At 31.8% G+C, this 17,478-nt stretch carries 13 protein-coding genes and 1 pseudogene; 10 read left to right on the top strand and 4 right to left on the bottom strand.

Features of this window, described 5'->3' with window-relative positions:
- Nucleotides 1-194: 194 nt before the first annotated feature.
- From glmS to DKT72_RS05835, 3 genes are all read right to left on the bottom strand, one after another.
- Entirely contained in the window at nucleotides 195-2,042 is a 1,848-nt protein-coding gene (gene glmS, locus DKT72_RS05845) for a glutamine--fructose-6-phosphate transaminase (isomerizing) (protein WP_111307791.1), read from the bottom strand.
- A 122-nt stretch (nucleotides 2,043-2,164) separates the two neighbouring features.
- Nucleotides 2,165-3,850: a BamH family beta-barrel-assembly machinery protein gene (bamH, locus tag DKT72_RS05840; RefSeq protein WP_111307790.1), complete on the bottom strand. Its 1,686-nt coding sequence runs from the start codon at nucleotides 3,848-3,850 to the stop codon at nucleotides 2,165-2,167.
- Nucleotides 3,851-3,873: 23 nt separating this feature from the next.
- The gene (locus DKT72_RS05835; RefSeq protein ID WP_111307789.1) at nucleotides 3,874-4,683 is read right to left on the bottom strand and encodes a glycogen/starch synthase; all 810 of its coding nucleotides are present in this window, start codon (nucleotides 4,681-4,683) and stop codon (nucleotides 3,874-3,876) included.
- Nucleotides 4,684-4,866: 183 nt separating this feature from the next.
- Here DKT72_RS05835 and panC point away from each other — a divergent pair, with 183 nt between their 5' ends.
- The 10 genes from panC to DKT72_RS05785 all read left to right on the top strand — a co-directional run bounded on the left by panC (nucleotide 4,867) and on the right by DKT72_RS05785 (nucleotide 16,913).
- The gene (gene panC / locus DKT72_RS05830; protein ID WP_111307788.1) at nucleotides 4,867-5,715 is read left to right on the top strand and encodes a pantoate--beta-alanine ligase; all 849 of its coding nucleotides are present in this window, start codon (nucleotides 4,867-4,869) and stop codon (nucleotides 5,713-5,715) included.
- Between the two features lie 13 nt (nucleotides 5,716-5,728).
- Complete coding sequence (panD, locus tag DKT72_RS05825) at nucleotides 5,729-6,079, top strand: aspartate 1-decarboxylase (RefSeq protein WP_111307787.1); 351 nt, start codon at nucleotides 5,729-5,731, stop codon at nucleotides 6,077-6,079.
- Between the two features lie 7 nt (nucleotides 6,080-6,086).
- Complete coding sequence (locus tag DKT72_RS05820; RefSeq protein WP_111307786.1) at nucleotides 6,087-7,055, top strand: lysylphosphatidylglycerol synthase transmembrane domain-containing protein; 969 nt, start codon at nucleotides 6,087-6,089, stop codon at nucleotides 7,053-7,055.
- 89 nt (nucleotides 7,056-7,144) lie between these two features.
- Nucleotides 7,145-8,296 carry an alpha/beta hydrolase gene (locus tag DKT72_RS05815; RefSeq protein WP_111307785.1) on the top strand — a complete coding sequence of 384 codons (1,152 nt, stop codon included), beginning with the start codon at nucleotides 7,145-7,147 and terminating at the stop codon, nucleotides 8,294-8,296.
- Between the two features lie 35 nt (nucleotides 8,297-8,331).
- The gene (gene radA / locus DKT72_RS05810; protein WP_111307784.1) at nucleotides 8,332-9,690 is read left to right on the top strand and encodes a DNA repair protein RadA; all 1,359 of its coding nucleotides are present in this window, start codon (nucleotides 8,332-8,334) and stop codon (nucleotides 9,688-9,690) included.
- A gap of 112 nt (nucleotides 9,691-9,802) precedes the next feature.
- On the top strand, nucleotides 9,803-10,267 hold the full coding sequence (locus tag DKT72_RS05805) for a hypothetical protein (protein ID WP_162623247.1): 465 nt from the start codon (nucleotides 9,803-9,805) through the stop codon (nucleotides 10,265-10,267).
- Nucleotides 10,268-10,357: 90 nt separating this feature from the next.
- A complete protein-coding gene (gene ileS / locus DKT72_RS05800; RefSeq protein ID WP_111307864.1) occupies nucleotides 10,358-13,762 on the top strand; it encodes an isoleucine--tRNA ligase in 3,405 nt (1,134 codons plus the stop codon).
- Between the two features lie 4 nt (nucleotides 13,763-13,766).
- The gene (locus DKT72_RS05795) at nucleotides 13,767-14,147 is read left to right on the top strand and encodes a TraR/DksA family transcriptional regulator (protein ID WP_111307782.1); all 381 of its coding nucleotides are present in this window, start codon (nucleotides 13,767-13,769) and stop codon (nucleotides 14,145-14,147) included.
- A 185-nt stretch (nucleotides 14,148-14,332) separates the two neighbouring features.
- Nucleotides 14,333-14,953: a lipoprotein signal peptidase gene (locus tag DKT72_RS05790; protein ID WP_111307781.1), complete on the top strand. Its 621-nt coding sequence runs from the start codon at nucleotides 14,333-14,335 to the stop codon at nucleotides 14,951-14,953.
- Nucleotides 14,954-15,026: 73 nt separating this feature from the next.
- On the top strand, nucleotides 15,027-16,913 hold the full coding sequence (locus tag DKT72_RS05785) for a hypothetical protein (protein ID WP_111307780.1): 1,887 nt from the start codon (nucleotides 15,027-15,029) through the stop codon (nucleotides 16,911-16,913).
- Here DKT72_RS05785 and DKT72_RS05780 read toward each other — a convergent pair.
- Nucleotides 16,910-17,362, bottom strand: a pseudogene (locus DKT72_RS05780) (5-formyltetrahydrofolate cyclo-ligase); the annotation flags it as partial. The gene DKT72_RS05785 and the pseudogene DKT72_RS05780 overlap by 4 nt on opposite strands.
- Between the last annotated feature and the right edge of the window lie 116 nt (nucleotides 17,363-17,478).

Below are 17,478 nucleotides of genomic sequence, written 5' to 3'. Positions count from 1 at the left end.
TATTTATATTAAAGTAAGAAATTATCTTACACTCTAGTGACAAAAATATAAAAAAAATTATGCACGCATAATATTTTTATAGAAAAAACAGGTTTTTAATTGTTTTATTGTCAAAATATAGTAAAATAAATGATAAAATCCCATAAAATTTGAGTTAAAATTACGGGATTTTTAAAATTAGTATTTAAAGGGTTTTATTCTACTGTAACAGATTTTGCCAGATTACGAGGTTGGTCTACATTTTTACCGAGCATAACTGCAATATAATAAGATAATAATTGAAGTGGAATGGTAGTTAATAATGGCGATAACGATTCTAAAGTATCAGGTACTTCAATAATATGGTCTGCTAGTTCTCTAACGGTAATATCGCCTTCTGTAACAACGCCTATAATTTTACCTTTGCGAGATTTTATTTCTTGAATATTGCTTACAACTTTATCATAATGTCCAGTTTTTGTAGCTATAACGACTATGGGCATATTTTCATCTATTAGCGCAATAGGACCATGCTTCATTTCGGCAGCAGGATAACCCTCTGCATGAATATATGAAATTTCTTTTAATTTTAGAGCACCTTCTAGAGCTACTGGAAAATTATAGCCTCTACCTAAATATAAGAAATTAGAAACATTTTTATATATATCGGCTATTTCTTTTATATGTGCATCAGCTTGTAAAGCTTTTTCGACTTTTTTAGGAATCATTTCCAATTCTAATAAGTAGTGACGAAAATCAGAGCTAGAAATAGTGCCTTTAGCTCTTGCCAAACGCAATGCTATAAGTGTTAATACAGTAATTTGAGTAGTAAAAGCTTTGGTTGAAGCCACGCCAATTTCAGGACCGGCATGGGTATAAGCCCCTGCATCTGTTTCTCTGGCTATTGAAGAACCTACGACATTGCATACTCCAAACACAAAAGCCCCTCTAGATTTTGCTAGCTTAATCGCGGCCAATGTGTCCGCGGTTTCCCCAGATTGTGAGATAGCTATAACAATATCTTTTTCAGTAATTACTGGGTTACGGTATCTAAACTCAGAAGCATATTCCACTTCAACAGGAATTCTAGCTAAATCTTCAAAAATATATTCTGCTACTAATCCAGCATGCCATGATGTCCCACAGGCTACTATAATAATACGATTGGCATTAAGGAATTTTTTCATATTGTCTTCAACACCAGCCATTTTTATTATAGCTTCTTCTCTTAATAGTCTACCTCTATAAGTATCGTTTATGGCTTTAGGCTGTTCGTATATTTCCTTTAGCATGAAGTGATCGAAACCACTTTTTTCTATTTGCTCTAAATTTATTTGAAGCTGTTGAACGTAGGGATCGACTAATGAATCATCTTTAATTTTTCTAATTTTTATGTCTTTACCTTTTTTAATAATAGCCATTTCTTCATCTTCTAGATAAATGGCATTTTTAGTATATTCTATAAAAGGAGAAGCATCGCTAGCAATGAAAAATTCATTATCTCCGATACCTATAGCTAATGGACTTCCTAAACGAGCGATGATGATTTCTTCAGGGCTATTTTTATCAACAACAGCTATAGCATAAGCTCCTACGACTTGATTGAGAGCAATTTGAACAGCTTTTCCAATTTTTAAACCTTCTTTCTTTTTAACGTCTTCTATTAAATTGATTAAAACCTCAGTATCTGTATCTGATTTAAAGGAGTAGCCACGAGAAATAAGCTCTTTTTTAAGAGAATCATAATTTTCAATAATTCCATTATGGATGATAGCTAAATTACCAGAATTTGAAGTGTGTGGGTGAGAATTAACATCATTAGGCACTCCATGAGTGGCCCATCTGGTATGACCTATACCTAAATTCCCATTTTTTGAAATTTGTTTTTCAACACAATTTTCAAGGTCTGCAACTTTGCCTTTTGTTTTTGAAATATTTAGATTAGTACCATCAAATAGAGCAATTCCAGCACTATCATAACCTCGATATTCTAATCGTTTAAGACCTTCAATAATAATTGGGTATGCCTCTCTATGTCCAAGATATCCAACAATTCCACACATAATTAGTTTGGATTATAAATTAAAAATAAATCACTAACTGAAATTAAAACAGAATCCCATTTTAATAACTTTATAATTACAAAAGAACTAAAAAATTTTTGACTCAGTTCAAAGCTAAATAGTTATTTAGGCTCAGTAAAAAATAGTTCTAATTTCATTTTTTTATTTTCAGGAACACTTGCATTAGTGCCATATAAAATGGTCCCTCTAGGAGTTATAATCGAAGCAGAAGGAACACTAGTTACTGTATCTCCACTATTTAAAATTTCAGAGTTATTTGTAAGATTTACATTTGATGATAAAACCAGCCCAATTTTTGTATTGGTTGAGTCTCTAATTAAAATGTTATTTAAATGTTGGGTCAGTCGGATTTTATATTTTAATGAATCAGGCTCTCTCTGTCCCAAACTTACTATTTTAGAGCCTAATGGGTTAGTTGTATTTAAAGTAGGATCATAATAATCTAAATAATCAACTGTTGGTATATTATTTTTAACATCATAAGCATAAATTCTATCATACTTATGATCCGTAGAGTTTATCATTGTTTGATCTTCATAAATAACCAATCGGGCTTCATTAATCAATTGTTTTAAAATATAATTGCCCGAACTGTCTTTTTTATATCCGCCATTTCCGTCTGAAACTCTATATGTTTCTTTAAAACAATCAAGGGCAGACATATCTAAGTTACCATCTCCATCGCAATCCACCATGCCGCCAAATAAATCCACCACAGCCATAGAACCTTCAATACCTTTTAAATAAAGCTTTTCATCCCCTATTGTTTTATTTCCATTAGTTAATGGACGTGTATAGGTGTTTATAAAGGTATTTAATCTATTAATATTTATGGTGCTAGTACTAGCTAAGTTTAAAATGTAAGTGTTTTGGGTTCTTTCTCCAGATGTAGAAGCATCAAAAGAGTAGTAAATAGTTATAGCAGAACTACTAGAAGCCATGTTTAGTAAAACTAAATTACCAGTCCCATTATTGGCTTCTGCTTTGAAATATAAACCTCTAAAATAGTTTTTGAAATTGTTTTCATTGCTTAATTCTGGCTGACCTTCTTTGTCTAATATTGCTGTGGTCCAAAAATCTTTATCCATTTTAAATCTTAAAGCAGGAGGAGATTTCACCCTAGTTTTTTTGCCCTCACTATCAAAAGTAACAGTAACTATCCTCTTATTGCTTGGTGTATAAATAGTGTCTTTTAATAATTCTCCTTTATAAGAATCAAAATTTATAATACCATTTTGGGTAATAGCAAAATTCTCAGTATTATTTATGGAGCCATCTGCTTTAGAATAATAGTTTTGTCTAGAATTTGTTGAAGAATTAGGGTTAAAATCTCTTAAAAAGTAATTATTTTTATAGAGTGATAAATGAACGGGCTCACTTCCATATAGCGAATCTTTAATGGTATAGGTGGAGTCTATAATAATAGCTTTGCTGTAATAAGGAATGGATAATACAACAGAATCTATCACAGGGTTTTTACCAAAATTGGGGCTAAACCCATTTGACGGTGGTGAGACTTGAGTAATAATGCTCGCTGTAGTTTGTCCGTAAACAGGGTCATTAAAAACGCCTAATAAATTTGAGGACAAATTATTAATCTGTAAAGAATCAAGTTTTTTATTATAAGCTATAATGGGTAAGTTTACTTTACCCGTATTAAAATTAACATTGCCTTCTCCTAAAACATCACTTTTAACCGTGCTAAAATCATTGTCGCAAGCAATAAAAAAGATTGCTAAAAATAGACTAACAACAATAAAATTAAGGGCTTTAAATATCTTTTCCATATAATTATATAAGTAATGTTTGGTTAGCTTAAAACTTCAGTGTTAAAAAATTTTGTATAAGCTTCACCAAAATCATCTCTATTTTTGTATTCTAAAACAGGTTTATTTGAGTCTTTCATGTAGGTTGTTAAATCTTTAGGGATTTCTTCAGAACCAACAATTAAAGCATCTGAATAATCAATGGCAATTTTCATTAAATTAACATAAGATGGTTCTTCTAAAACTTTAATCGAATCTTCATTAAGATTGTCAAATTTAACTTTATTAAACATATCATTACTTAACGTATTGTTAAAACTTTGATTGTATACAGAAGTAACAATTTTACTTTCGTTAAACAACGGTTCGTCTTTGTAATATTCCTTTAGGTAAATAGGAAGTAAGGCGGCTAACCAACCATGTACATGAATAACATCTGGAGACCAATTTAATTTTTTAACAGTCTCAATAACACCTTTTGCAAAGAAAATAGCACGCTCATCATTATCGGGAAACAACACTCCGTTTTCATCTGTTAGTGTGGCTTTTCTTTTAAAATACTCGTCATTATCAATAAAATAAACCTGGATACGTTCTTTTGGAATAGAAGCCACTTTTATAATAAGAGGCATATCCAAATCATTAATCACTAAATTTATCCCAGAAAGTCTAATAACTTCGTGTAGTTGATGTCTTCTTTCATTAATATTTCCGTATCTGGGCATGAAAATCCTGATTTGACCACCCTGTTGATTCACCAATCTTGGTGCTTCAAAAGACATTGAAGAAATTTCAGTCTCTGGTAAATAAGGCACTACTTCAGATGATACATATAATATCCTCTTATCTTTCATATATTTGCTTTTGCCGTTTTTTGATGATTTTATGAAACTATTGATAGGCTTTTCTTAACATAAAATCGTTTCACAAATGTTCTGATTTTGAAAATTCAAAATAAAAAACACGCAAAAGTACAAAAATTTATGCAGATTGATTGTAAAATCTTAAGTTTGCCAGCGTTAATTTTATAATAAAAGGTGAAAGTTTTTTCAGAAAAGAAGGAGATCAATACTCTTGTAGATGCTTATAAAGCAGAACGGCAAACTATTGGCTTTGTTCCAACTATGGGGGCATTGCATAAAGGACATTTGGCATTAATAGAAAAAGCAATTCAAGATAATGATGCTGTGATAGTAAGTATTTTTGTAAACCCAACACAGTTTAATAATGCCGAAGATCTTGAAAAATATCCAAGAACTTTAGATGAAGACATCATGCTTTTAGAAACACTTTCTAAAGACATTTTAGTTTATGCACCTACTGTTGACGATATCTATGAAGGTAAAACCACATCTGAGCATTTTGATTTTGATGGCTTAGAATTTGAAATGGAAGGGAAATTTCGTCATGGCCATTTTGATGGTGTGGCTACCGTTGTAAAGCGTTTTTTTGAAATTATAAAGCCTGATAATGCCTATTTTGGAGAAAAAGATTTTCAGCAATTACAAATTATTAAAAAGCTCGCTGAAAAATATGATATACCTGTGAATATAATTGGGTGTAAAATACATCGCGAAACTAGTGGACTTGCAATGAGTTCAAGAAATACACGACTAAAACCTGAGTATATAAAAGTAGCGCCAGTCATTTACAAAAGATTAAAAACTGCCAAAACATTTTTTGGCACAAAAAGTGCTAATTGGGTAACTAAATGGGTGGAGAATCAGTTTAAAAATAATGAATTGTTAAAATTAGAATATTTTACGATTGCTGAAGTTGATACTTTAAAACCATTAAAACGGAAATCTAAAAACAAAACATATAGAGCATTTATAGCGGTATATGCAGATGATATTAGGCTTATTGACAATATCGCATTAAATTAATTATCTTTGCCACATGCAAATTCAAGTAGTAAAATCTAAGATTCACAGGGTGAAATGTACAGGTGCAGAACTCAATTACATTGGTAGTGTTACCATTGATGAAGACTTGATGGATGCAGCCAATATCATTCAAGGTGAAAAAGTTCAAATTGTGAATAATGACAATGGGGAACGTCTAGAAACCTATGTCATTCCCGGACCAAGAAATACGGGCGAAATTACATTAAATGGTGCAGCTGCTAGGAAAGTATCAGTAGGAGACACCTTAATTTTAATTACTTATGCTTTTATGGATATTGAAGAAGCCAAAGTATTTAAGCCTTCGTTGGTGTTTCCAGATGAAGCCACGAACTTATTAAAATAGATTTTTTTTGAATCCAAAAATACTGAAAGCGCTAAAAATCATACTCCCATTATTATTGGGAGTTTTTTTGGTTTGGTATTCACTTCATAAAGTGTCTTTTAGCCAATTACTTGTTTTTTTTAAGAAAGCAGATTACAGCTGGATAATTTTGGGAATGTTTTTTGGATTTCTTAGCCATTTGTCAAGAGCTTATCGCTGGTTATTTATGCTAGAACCCATGGGTTATAAAATAAGATTTGGAAATAGTGTGATGGCTATTTTTTCAGCTTATTTAATTAATTATACCATACCAAGAGCGGGAGAAATAGCAAGAGCAACAATACTAACAAATTATGAAGAAGTTCCTTTTCAAAAAGGATTTGGAACCATAGTTGCAGAGCGTATGGCCGATTTAATAATGATGTTTTCGGTAGTATTTATAACCTTGTTTTTACAGTTCGATTTTATTTATGGATTTTTAATTGAAAAATTCAATCTACCCAAAATCGCAATAGGATTTGTCCTATTGGCCTTTTTAATTTTTATGTTTTTTAAATTCATTAAGAATAGTAATTCAAGAATAGCCTTAAAAATTAAAACGTTTGTTAGTGGTTTAATTGAAGGGATATTTAGCATTTTCAAAATGAAAAAAAAATGGGCGTTTATTTTTCATACACTATTTATTTGGGTTATGTACATACTTATGTTTTACGTGACATCTTTTGCTTTTGAGGATTTAGGGAATTTGCCAATAGGAGCTGTTTTTGTGGGCTTTATTGCGGGAAGCTTTAGCATTGCAGCTACTAATGGTGGTATTGGTTCATATCCGTTGGTTATTTATGCCGCATTATCAATTTTTAATATTCCAGAAGAACCTAGCATTGCTTTTGGATGGATTATGTGGTCTGCACAAACAATAATGATTATTATTTTTGGAGCAATATCTTTAATGTGTTTACCCATTTATAATAGAAAAAACAATCTTGAAACTCGTTAAAATCCTTGTTAGATTTCGTTTTTTTATCTTCTTGAAAAGTTAGGGCTTATTTCTTACCTTGCCATATCTTAAACCTCAAATTTTTTAAAATGAAAAAATCGATTGTTTGTCTGTTACTTATAATATGTTCCATTAGTTTTGCTAACGCACAGGTTATTTATAAAACTTTGGAGTCTTCAAAATTGGGGAAAACAAGGGAATTAAAAATACAATTGCCTAGAGGTTACAATAATGATAAAGATAAAAGTTACCCATTGTTTGTTGTTCTTGACGGCGATTATTTATTTGAGGCTGTAGCAGGAAATGTTGATTATTATACCTACTGGGAAGATATGCCAGATGCTATAGTTGTTGGGATTAATCAATTTGACTCTCGATATGATGACTGCATGTACTCTGCCCAAAACTCATTACCAATAGAAACGGGAGCAGCTTTTTTTGAATTTATTGGGGCAGAACTTATGCCATTTATTGAAACTACTTATAGAACAGGGAAGTTTAAAGTGGCTATTGGTCATGGAGAAACTGCTAATTTTATAAATTATTATTTACTTAAAGATCAACCACTTTTTCAAGCATACATAGCTATAAGTCCAGAATTGGCTCCAAAAATGATAAATTATCTTCCGGAACGTTTGTCTAAAATGCAAACTAAAGTTTTCTATTATTTAGCGACAACCAATAACGATTCAGATTCTATAAAATCAATGGCTGGAGCTTTGAATATGGATGTTAGTGCCTTAGACAATAAAAACTTATTATATAAATACGACACTTTTGAAAACCCGACTCACTATTCGGTTCCTACGCACGCATTACCAAACGCTTTAGAAAGTGTTTTCCATGTGTATCAACCTATTAGTAAAAAGGAATATCAAGAAGTCATACTGAAGTTAGATTCATCTCCTGTTGCATATCTTCAAGAAAAATATCAAATGATTAATGATTTGTTTGGTATAGAAAAACAAATTCTTGTAAATGATTTTAAAGCGATCTCTGCGGCTATTGAAAAAACAAGAAAGTTCGAATATTATGAAGAGTTAAGTAAAATGGCAAGAAAAGATTATCCAAAAACGCTTTTAGGGAGTTATTATATAGCCCGTTTTTATGAAGAAACCGGTGACCCCAAAAAAGCTATGAAAACCTATCAATCTGCCTATATACTTGATGAAATTGGGGATATCACTAAGGATTTAATGCTAGAAAAAGCCGATGCTATTAAAGCCGATTTTGGTTATTAATTCGGTTATTTAAAAATTAGACTATTAAAAATAAAATGGCTAAACTAAAAACCACTTTTTTTTGTCAGAGTTGCGGCAATCAATATTCAAAATGGCAAGGACAGTGTACAGCATGTAAAGAATGGAACACTATTGTTGAAGAAATTATACAAACACCGGAAAAAAGTGATTGGAAATCAACTACTTCAGCAGTAAAAAAAGCAGCAGTACCATTGAAAATTAAGGATATTGATGCGACAAATGAAACCAGATTAAATACTTTTGATGGTGAGTTTAACCGTGTGTTAGGTGGCGGCATTGTTCCCGGCTCATTAACATTGCTAGGTGGAGAGCCAGGAATAGGAAAAAGTACTTTATTACTTCAAATCTCATTGAAATTACCATACAAAACCTTATATGTGTCTGGTGAAGAAAGCCAGAAACAAATAAAAATGCGAGCCGAACGCATCAATCCAAATCATAATAATTGTTATATTTTAACGGAAACTAAAACTCAAAATATTTTCAAACAAATTGAAGTATTAGAGCCGGATATTGTGATTATTGATTCCATCCAAACATTACATAGTGATTATATTGAATCATCTTCTGGTAGTATTTCGCAAATTAAAGAATGCACAGCCGAGCTTATTAAGTTTGCGAAAGAAACATCTACTCCAGTCATTTTAATAGGTCACATTACAAAAGATGGCAATATTGCTGGACCAAAAATTTTAGAGCATATGGTAGATACGGTGTTGCAGTTTGAAGGTGATAGAAATTATGTGTTTAGAATTTTAAGAGCCCATAAAAATAGGTTTGGTTCCACAAATGAACTTGGTATTTACGAAATGCAAGGTTCTGGATTGCGTGAAGTGTCTAATCCATCAGAAATTTTGATTTCTAAAAAAGACGAAGAATTATCAGGGAATGCCATTGCGGCAACTTTAGAAGGTATGCGCCCGTTGATGATTGAAGTCCAGGCACTTGTTAGTACAGCTGTCTATGGTACACCACAGCGTAGTGCAACTGGTTTTAATGCGAAGCGTTTAAATATGCTTTTAGCAGTGCTAGAAAAGCGAGCGGGATTTCGTTTAGGGGCTAAAGATGTTTTTTTGAACATTACAGGAGGTATCACAGTTGATGATCCAGCTATCGATTTAGCTGTAGTTGCGGCCATTTTATCATCAAATGAAGATGTGGCTCTCCAAAAAGATATTTGTTTTGCTGCCGAGGTTGGATTGTCTGGTGAAATTCGTCCAATTCAAAGAGTTGAGCAACGTATTCTAGAAGCTGAAAAATTAGGATTTTCAACAATGTATGTTTCTAAATACAACAAAATATCACTTAAAAATACCTCTATTAAAATTCAACTTATCTCTAAAATTGAGGATTTGGTGGGGGTTTTGGTTTAAAAAATATTTAGGCTCTGATATGTTTGTATTTAGTTAATTGAAAATCATTTTTTTATTTATATCAATGGAAAGCCAAAATAATTGTTTTGGCTTTTTTAATTACATTTGTAATATGAGAAAACATCCTTTATATCTGATATTTATTATTGTTTTGGTTGCATGTGGGCCAAAAGTGGCTAAAAGCCCTGAAAGTGTTATAAAAGAAACTGAAATATATTCGCAAAAGGTAGATACGGATAAAGGTATTAAAACCGAAGTAACAGAAGGCGCCCTTACAGATAATGAAGGTTTTAAAGATATTGGAAAGTTTAAGTACACCGTGTCTTTTAATAATGACACAAATGAATTATTAAAAATTAATAATATAGAAACCACAGATAAAACCATTATTGAAAACTATTATTTTAAAAACAATAAACTTACCTATTTTGAATCTTCTTCTGAAAATTCAAAACCGAAAAAAATATATCTATCCAACGGTAAAATAGTTTCTACAGAAAGTTTAAGCCCAGATGAACAAAAGCTTTTTATGGCTAAAGCAAAACGCTTTCAAAAAGTATTTAAGGAAACCCATTAAATCTAGAGCGTTAATGGTTTTTTAACTTTATTAAAGTTACTATTTTAACAAAATTCCTTATTTTCGCGCATTGAAAAGAAAATGGATATAATGAACGCGAAATTTCCTGAATATAAAGGACTTGACTTACCAAAAGTTGCAGAGGATATTCTCAACTATTGGCAAGAAAATAACATCTTTGAAAAAAGTATATCAACCAGAGAAAACAACGAATCGTTTGTGTTTTTTGAAGGGCCACCTTCAGCAAACGGATTACCTGGTGTACACCACGTTTTAGCACGTGCCATTAAAGATATTTTTCCTCGTTACAAAACGATGAAAGGCTACCAAGTGAAGCGTAAAGCTGGTTGGGATACGCATGGTTTACCTATTGAGTTGGGTGTTGAAAAAGAACTTGGCATCACTAAAGAAGATATTGGAAAAACCATTTCTGTTGAAGATTATAATGCAGCTTGCCGCAAAGCAGTCATGCGCTACACCGATGTTTGGAACGACCTAACTCAAAAAATGGGCTATTGGGTAGATATGGACCATCCTTACATTACCTACGAGCCTAAATACATGGAAAGTGTTTGGTGGTTATTGAAAGAAATTTATAAAAAGAATTTATTATATAAAGGTTATACGATTCAGCCATACTCACCAAAGGCGGGAACAGGGTTGAGTTCGCATGAGTTAAATCAACCAGGAACGTATCAAGATGTTACCGATACGACGGTTGTTGCTCAATTTAAAGCAAATGCAGATTCATTACCCGATTTTTTACAAAATGAAGGGGATATTTATTTTTTAGCTTGGACGACAACACCTTGGACCTTGCCAAGTAATACGGCTTTAACCGTAGGGCCTAAAATTGAATATGTATTAGTAGAAACATATAACCAGTATACATTCAAACCTATGAATGTAATTTTGGCTAAAAAATTAGTCAACTATCAATTTTCAGGAAAGTTCAATTTAGTTGAAACAAAAGCGGAATTATTAGGTTATAAGGAAGATGATAAAAAGATTCCATTTTATGTTGTAAAAGAATTTATTGGTAAAGATTTAGTTGGAATTACCTATGAACAATTATTACCATACGTACTTCCAAACGACAATCCTGAAAATGCTTTTAGAGTGATTGCTGGAGATTTTGTAACGACAGAAGATGGTACAGGAATTGTTCACACTGCACCAACATTTGGAGCCGATGATGCCTTGGTTGCAAAACAAGCAACACCAGAAGTGCCGCCTATGTTGGTAAAAGACGAAAATGGCAACTTAGTGCCTTTAGTGGATTTACAAGGTAAGTTTAGACCAGAAGTGTTGGATTATGCGGGCAAATATGTAAAGAACGAATATTACAATGATGGCGAAGCACCAGAACGTTCGGTAGATGTGGAAATTGCCATTAAATTAAAAGAAGAAAATAAAGCCTTTAAGGTTGAAAAATATAAACATAGTTATCCAAACTGTTGGCGTACCGATAAACCGATTCTGTATTATCCTTTAGATTCTTGGTTTATTAAAGTGACTGATATTAAAGACCGTATGGTTGAATTGAACGAAACCATTAACTGGAAGCCTAAAGCTACAGGAACGGGTCGTTTTGGTAATTGGTTAGCAAATGCAAACGATTGGAATTTATCGCGTTCAAGGTATTGGGGTATTCCATTGCCAATTTGGAGAACTGAAGATGGTAAAGAAGAAATTTGTATTGGCTCGGTTGAAGAATTAAAAGCTGAAATGCAGAAAGCAGTTTCAGCCGGGGTACTTTCTAAAGATATATTTGCTGATTTTGAAGTTGGCAATAATTCCGAAGAAAATTATACAAAAATAGATTTGCATAAAAACATTGTTGATGACATTGTTTTAGTTTCAGCAAACGGAAAACCGATGAAACGCGAAAGCGATTTGATTGACGTATGGTTCGATTCGGGTTCTATGCCTTATGCTCAATGGCATTATCCGTTTGAAAATAAAGAATTGATTGATAAAGGCACATCATATCCTGCCGACTTTATCGCTGAAGGTGTCGATCAAACACGCGGTTGGTTTTATACCCTTCATGCCATAGCAACGATGGTTTTTGATTCTGTAGCCTATAAAAACGTGATGTCTAACGGCTTGGTGTTGGATAAAAATGGACAAAAGATGTCCAAACGTCTTGGTAATGCCGTAGACCCTTTTGAAATCCTATCGACTTACGGAGCAGATGCGACGCGTTGGTACATGATTTCCAATGCCAATCCTTGGGATAATTTAAAGTTTGATTTAGAAGGTATTGAAGAAGTGAAACGTAAGTTTTTCGGAACACTTTATAATACCTATTCGTTCTTTCAATTGTATGCCAATTTGGACAATTTCACTTATGCGGAAGCTGATATTCCCTTAAACGAACGCCCAGAAATAGACCGTTGGATACTTTCAGAATTACATACATTGATTAAGAAAGTTGACGAGTTTTATGCGGAATATGAGCCAACCAAGGCGGCAAGAGCCATTTCAGATTTCACTCAAGATTATTTGAGTAATTGGTATGTGCGTTTAAGTAGAAGACGTTTCTGGAAAGGTGATTACCAACCAGATAAAATTTCGGCTTACCAAACGCTTTACACGTGTATGGAAACCATTGCTAAGTTAGGAGCACCCATTGCGCCTTTCTTTATGGATAGATTGTATTTGGATTTGAATTCTGTAACCAAAAAAGAGGTTTTTGAAAGTATCCATTTAGCGGAATTTCCAAAATTTAATGAAGCTGTTATTGATAAGAGTTTAGAGCGTAAAATGGAAAACGCACAAACAATATCGTCTTTAGTATTATCATTACGAGCCAAAGAAAAAATAAAAGTGCGTCAGCCACTTCAAAAAATCATGATTCCTGTGACAAGTAAACAGCAAAAGGAGGAGATTTTGGCAGTTTCAAACTTAATAAAACACGAAGTAAATATTAAAGATATTGAACTCTTAGAAGAGGCTTCAGCTATACTTGTAAAACAAATAAAACCTAATTTTAAAACCCTTGGCCCTCGTTTTGGGAAGGACATGAAAGCCATCGCAAGTGAAGTAATTAACTTTACGTCAGAAGATATTAACAAAATGGAACAAAATGGGGTTTTGGATATTGTTATTAATGGAAAAAATATAACTTTAGCCATTGATGATGTGGAGATTACATCTCAAGATATTGAAGGGTGGTTAGTTGCCAATGAAGGCGCATTAACAGTGGCTTTAGACATTACTATTACTGATGAATTACGAAAAGAAGGCATTGCAAGAGAACTTGTAAACCGTATTCAAAATTTGCGTAAAGATTCAGGTTTTGAAGTTACCGATCGTATTGATGTGATGCTTGAAAAAGATGAGAACATGGCACAAGCAGTACACTCGAATTTAGAGTATATTAAAACAGAAACATTAACAGAAGAACTTGAAATTATAGATCATATAAACAACGGTATAGAAATTACTTTTGATGATGTAAACACCAAGTTGTTTATACAAAAACACTAAAATTATGGCTATAGAAAATACAGTAAGGTACTCAGACAAAGATTTGGCAGAGTTTAAAGAGCTTATACAGGACAAAATAGTGAAAGCACAGCACGATTTAGACCTTATAAAAAGTGCTTACATGAATAATCTTAGTAACGGTACCGAGGATACATCGCCAACGTTTAAAGCATTTGATGAAGGTAGTGAGGTAATGAGTAAAGAATCTAATTCGCAATTGGCAATTAGACAAGAAAAATTTATTCGCGATTTAAAAAATGCTTTGATTCGTATTGAAAACAAAACCTATGGTATTTGTCGTGTTACAGGAAAACTTATCAATAAAGAGCGTTTAAAATTAGTGCCACACGCAACGTTAAGTATCGAAGCAAAAAATATGCAATAGTTTTAAATGAAGTTATATATTTGAAACATCCACTTTATAAGTTTAATTAAGGAATAGCATTATAATGGATGTTGCATGTAACCAAATTCAAAATATTAGAAATACATGAAACGTCTCGATTTAAACCGAGACGTTTTTATTTGTCATTTATGTTAAAGCAGGAAGCTATATTGTAATAAAAATTAATGTCTTTAAAAAAATCCATCTTTCTTATCATCATTGTTTTGCTTATTGATCAAATAAGCAAAATATATGTAAAAATGCACTTTCAACTTCAAGATAGCATTCAAGTTTTTAGTTGGTTTAAAATCTTTTTTATTGAAAATGAAGGCATGGCGTGGGGAACCAGAATTAGTGATTTTGTGTCGTTTGTGTCTGAGAGATCTGCAAAAACAGCATTAACCATATTTAGGATCATTGCCATTTTTGGTATTGGGTATTGGTTGTATGATGCTACAAAAAAGCAATCGTCTACCGTATTAGTAGTAGCTATTGCGTTAATCTTTGCAGGTGCTTTAGGTAATATTATAGATTCTGTTTTTTATGGTGTTTTTTTTAATGATAGTTATTTAAATGTTGCCACATTTTTACCTCGCGAAGGTGGTTACGACACTTTATTGCATGGGAAAGTAGTAGATATGCTTTATTTCCCTTTATACAAAGGCTATTTGCCTGAATGGTTGCCTTTTTATGGAGGTCAATTCTTTACGTTTTTTGAACCCGTTTTTAATGTGGCCGATGTAGCCATTAGCACTGGTTTTATTATGCTTATTGTCTTTAATAGAAAAGCATTTCCTAAAAAATAGTAAACCAAAATATTAGAAGTAAGTATTTTTCCTATATTTATATTTTAATAAAATTCTTTCAAACTCTCAATTAATGAAAGGTAAACTGCTATTCGCTATTTCATGCTTATTTTGTATTTCAAACCTAGCTTTGTCTCAAAACACATTCGATATTGTTTTTAATGCCAACGATAGAGACCAAAAATGTAAAGAGTGTATCAATGCATTCAACCAAAAACCAAAAGAAGTAAGTTATTCAATTTTAAGAGAAAATGATAATCTTTATTTTGAAGTAAACGATAAGAATTGGTTTAACTTACTGTTTAAAAATACAGATGATGGGATTGCTATAGATATTGTTTCGAAAGACAGATACGATTGTGGGATTGAATCTATTAGTAATACTCAGATAAAAGGAATTTTACTTAAACCTATATATTCTAAAGAATTGCAAAGTGGTTTAGAATCTACTATACAAAATACATTTAGAGTAAAAGTTGGTATCATACCTAAAGCTCTTCTAAAAGACGATTTAGAATATAATATACTTTTTTTAGGAAGAAAAAACCTCTGCCAATATTACATTACTTATGGTTTGGATTACTACTCATGGGATTTATTGGATATGGGAATGTATTTGGATTATTTAACCTATGACACAAAACAAATAAGATCATCGGCTCAAGATGGTTCTGCAATTAGAAATAAAACGTTAAAGTTTATAATACCTTTTGAGAAGAATAAATCCAATTATTCGCAAGCAGATATTAAACCAATTTATGACTCTTTAAGGACGACAGACTTTGATATTAAAACTTTAAATATTAAAGCATATTCATCTATTGAAGGAGTTTCCAGTCGTAATGCAGAGTTGCATGAACAACGAGCAAAAAGTATTGTTGCTGCATTGCAGGCATTTCAAAAGCCAACTATTAAAACAGTTGTTTCTTCATCTGAAAATTGGGTGGAATTTTTTAATGATATTGGGGAAACTAAATATGAGCATTTAAAGTTGTTAACTAAAAATGAAATTAGAAAAATTATGGCTGGCCCTATTTCAACAGATATGGAAAATATTTTAAAAAACCATAGAAAGGCAGTTGTTGAATTAGAGTTGGAAAAGAAAGAAAAAAATAAAGTAGAATCTGCAAATATGTTGTTAGCGGAGTTTAACAGTAGAATTGCAGAAGGAAAACTTGATAGAGCGAAAGAAATCCAAAATTCAATTTTTGAAAAAATCAAAGCACAAGAAGCTTCTGCTACTATTTTGCAAGACATGAAAATACCGAAGCAGGTTAAATATGCCAAAATAATCAATAAAAATATTACATATAAATATATCCTGAATGAAAGACAGGCTTTAATCGTTTATAATGAATTGCTTGATCTTGAAAAACTAGCGCCTAAGGAAGGAGAGCTAAAATATAACAGGGTAGCTATAGAGATTAAACTCTGGAGAAATAAGGCTATAGATATTGATGAATCTAAATTAATAAAGGACATAAACGATTTAAAAAAATATGGAATAGATAATTCGCTTATTTCAAGAATGATGGTAAACTTCCACATTGTAATCGCTGAAAAATTAATGAGAAACAGAGATTTTGACAATAAAGAAAAATCGGTTGATTATGTAAATGATAATTATAAAAATTTCTCTTTGTCTAATTATGATTATTTAAGTTTAGCTCAGTTTTTTAGTATCTACGGTAATTCTAATTTTGCCGTTAAATTATTGGAAAGAAAAGCAAGAAGTATTGATATTGATGAAGATTTATTGTTTTACTATTTAAATTTAACTTTAATTGATAAGAAGCTGACCCAAGATCCAAATTATAGAACAATTTTACTTAATGCCTATAATTTAAATAATCAACGATTTTGTAAACTGTTTAATTCTGTAGATAAGGGAGGCGTGACATTTCAGTTATTATCTAATGAATATTTACGAAAAACTTATTGTGAAAATTGTGAGAATTAAAATTTATATACCCGCTCAGGGGTTACACAATAATCTAATTTAATATCATTTTTAAAAACATCATCAATACTATCTTCGGCTTCAAAAAAAGAGAGTCCAACTTTAATAGTGTCAGGTTTGCAATCGTTTAAAAATCTATCATAAAAGCCTTTTCCGTAGCCAACACGGTTGCCTTTTTTATCAAACGCTAACAAGGGAACAAAAACGACTTCAATTTTGTTATTGGTGATTTCTATACCATCCACAGGTTCAGGAATGTTATATGCATTTTTTTTAATGACGGTGTTATCCGTTAGTAGATAATGTGTCATTAACATGGTTTCAAAATCACTTTTTGAGAGTACAATATGTTTATCCTTTCCCGAAAGAATATTCAAAATATAATCTGTATTGACTTCTTTTTGTTCTTCAATCGTTAAAAAAGTATGGTAAAAAGAAGCATCCCAAATAAACAGATAGAAACATCTTTTTTACGGTTTTTCCACAACCATAATTCTGCTTTTTTGATGAATTACATAAATTGAGACAATTTTTGTGTAAGAAAATAAAATATTGTTTTTAAGTT

Source organism: Confluentibacter sediminis, from assembly GCF_003258355.1.
Lineage (GTDB): Bacteria > Bacteroidota > Bacteroidia > Flavobacteriales > Flavobacteriaceae > Confluentibacter > Confluentibacter sediminis.
This window is presented reverse-complemented; position numbering and strand designations above follow the sequence as displayed.

Coding starts and splice junctions, on each gene's coding strand:
- ileS (WP_111307864.1), top strand. CDS start 10,358: ATGAACGCGAAATTTCCTGAATATAAAGGACTTGACTTACCAAAAGTT.
- bamH (WP_111307790.1), bottom strand. CDS start 3,850: ATGGAAAAGATATTTAAAGCCCTTAATTTTATTGTTGTTAGTCTATTT.
- DKT72_RS05785 (WP_111307780.1), top strand. CDS start 15,027: ATGAAAGGTAAACTGCTATTCGCTATTTCATGCTTATTTTGTATTTCA.
- radA (WP_111307784.1), top strand. CDS start 8,332: ATGGCTAAACTAAAAACCACTTTTTTTTGTCAGAGTTGCGGCAATCAA.
- DKT72_RS05790 (WP_111307781.1), top strand. CDS start 14,333: ATGTCTTTAAAAAAATCCATCTTTCTTATCATCATTGTTTTGCTTATT.
- DKT72_RS05815 (WP_111307785.1), top strand. CDS start 7,145: ATGAAAAAATCGATTGTTTGTCTGTTACTTATAATATGTTCCATTAGT.
- glmS (WP_111307791.1), bottom strand. CDS start 2,042: ATGTGTGGAATTGTTGGATATCTTGGACATAGAGAGGCATACCCAATT.
- DKT72_RS05795 (WP_111307782.1), top strand. CDS start 13,767: ATGGCTATAGAAAATACAGTAAGGTACTCAGACAAAGATTTGGCAGAG.
- DKT72_RS05835 (WP_111307789.1), bottom strand. CDS start 4,683: ATGAAAGATAAGAGGATATTATATGTATCATCTGAAGTAGTGCCTTAT.
- DKT72_RS05805 (WP_162623247.1), top strand. CDS start 9,803: ATGAGAAAACATCCTTTATATCTGATATTTATTATTGTTTTGGTTGCA.
- panD (WP_111307787.1), top strand. CDS start 5,729: ATGCAAATTCAAGTAGTAAAATCTAAGATTCACAGGGTGAAATGTACA.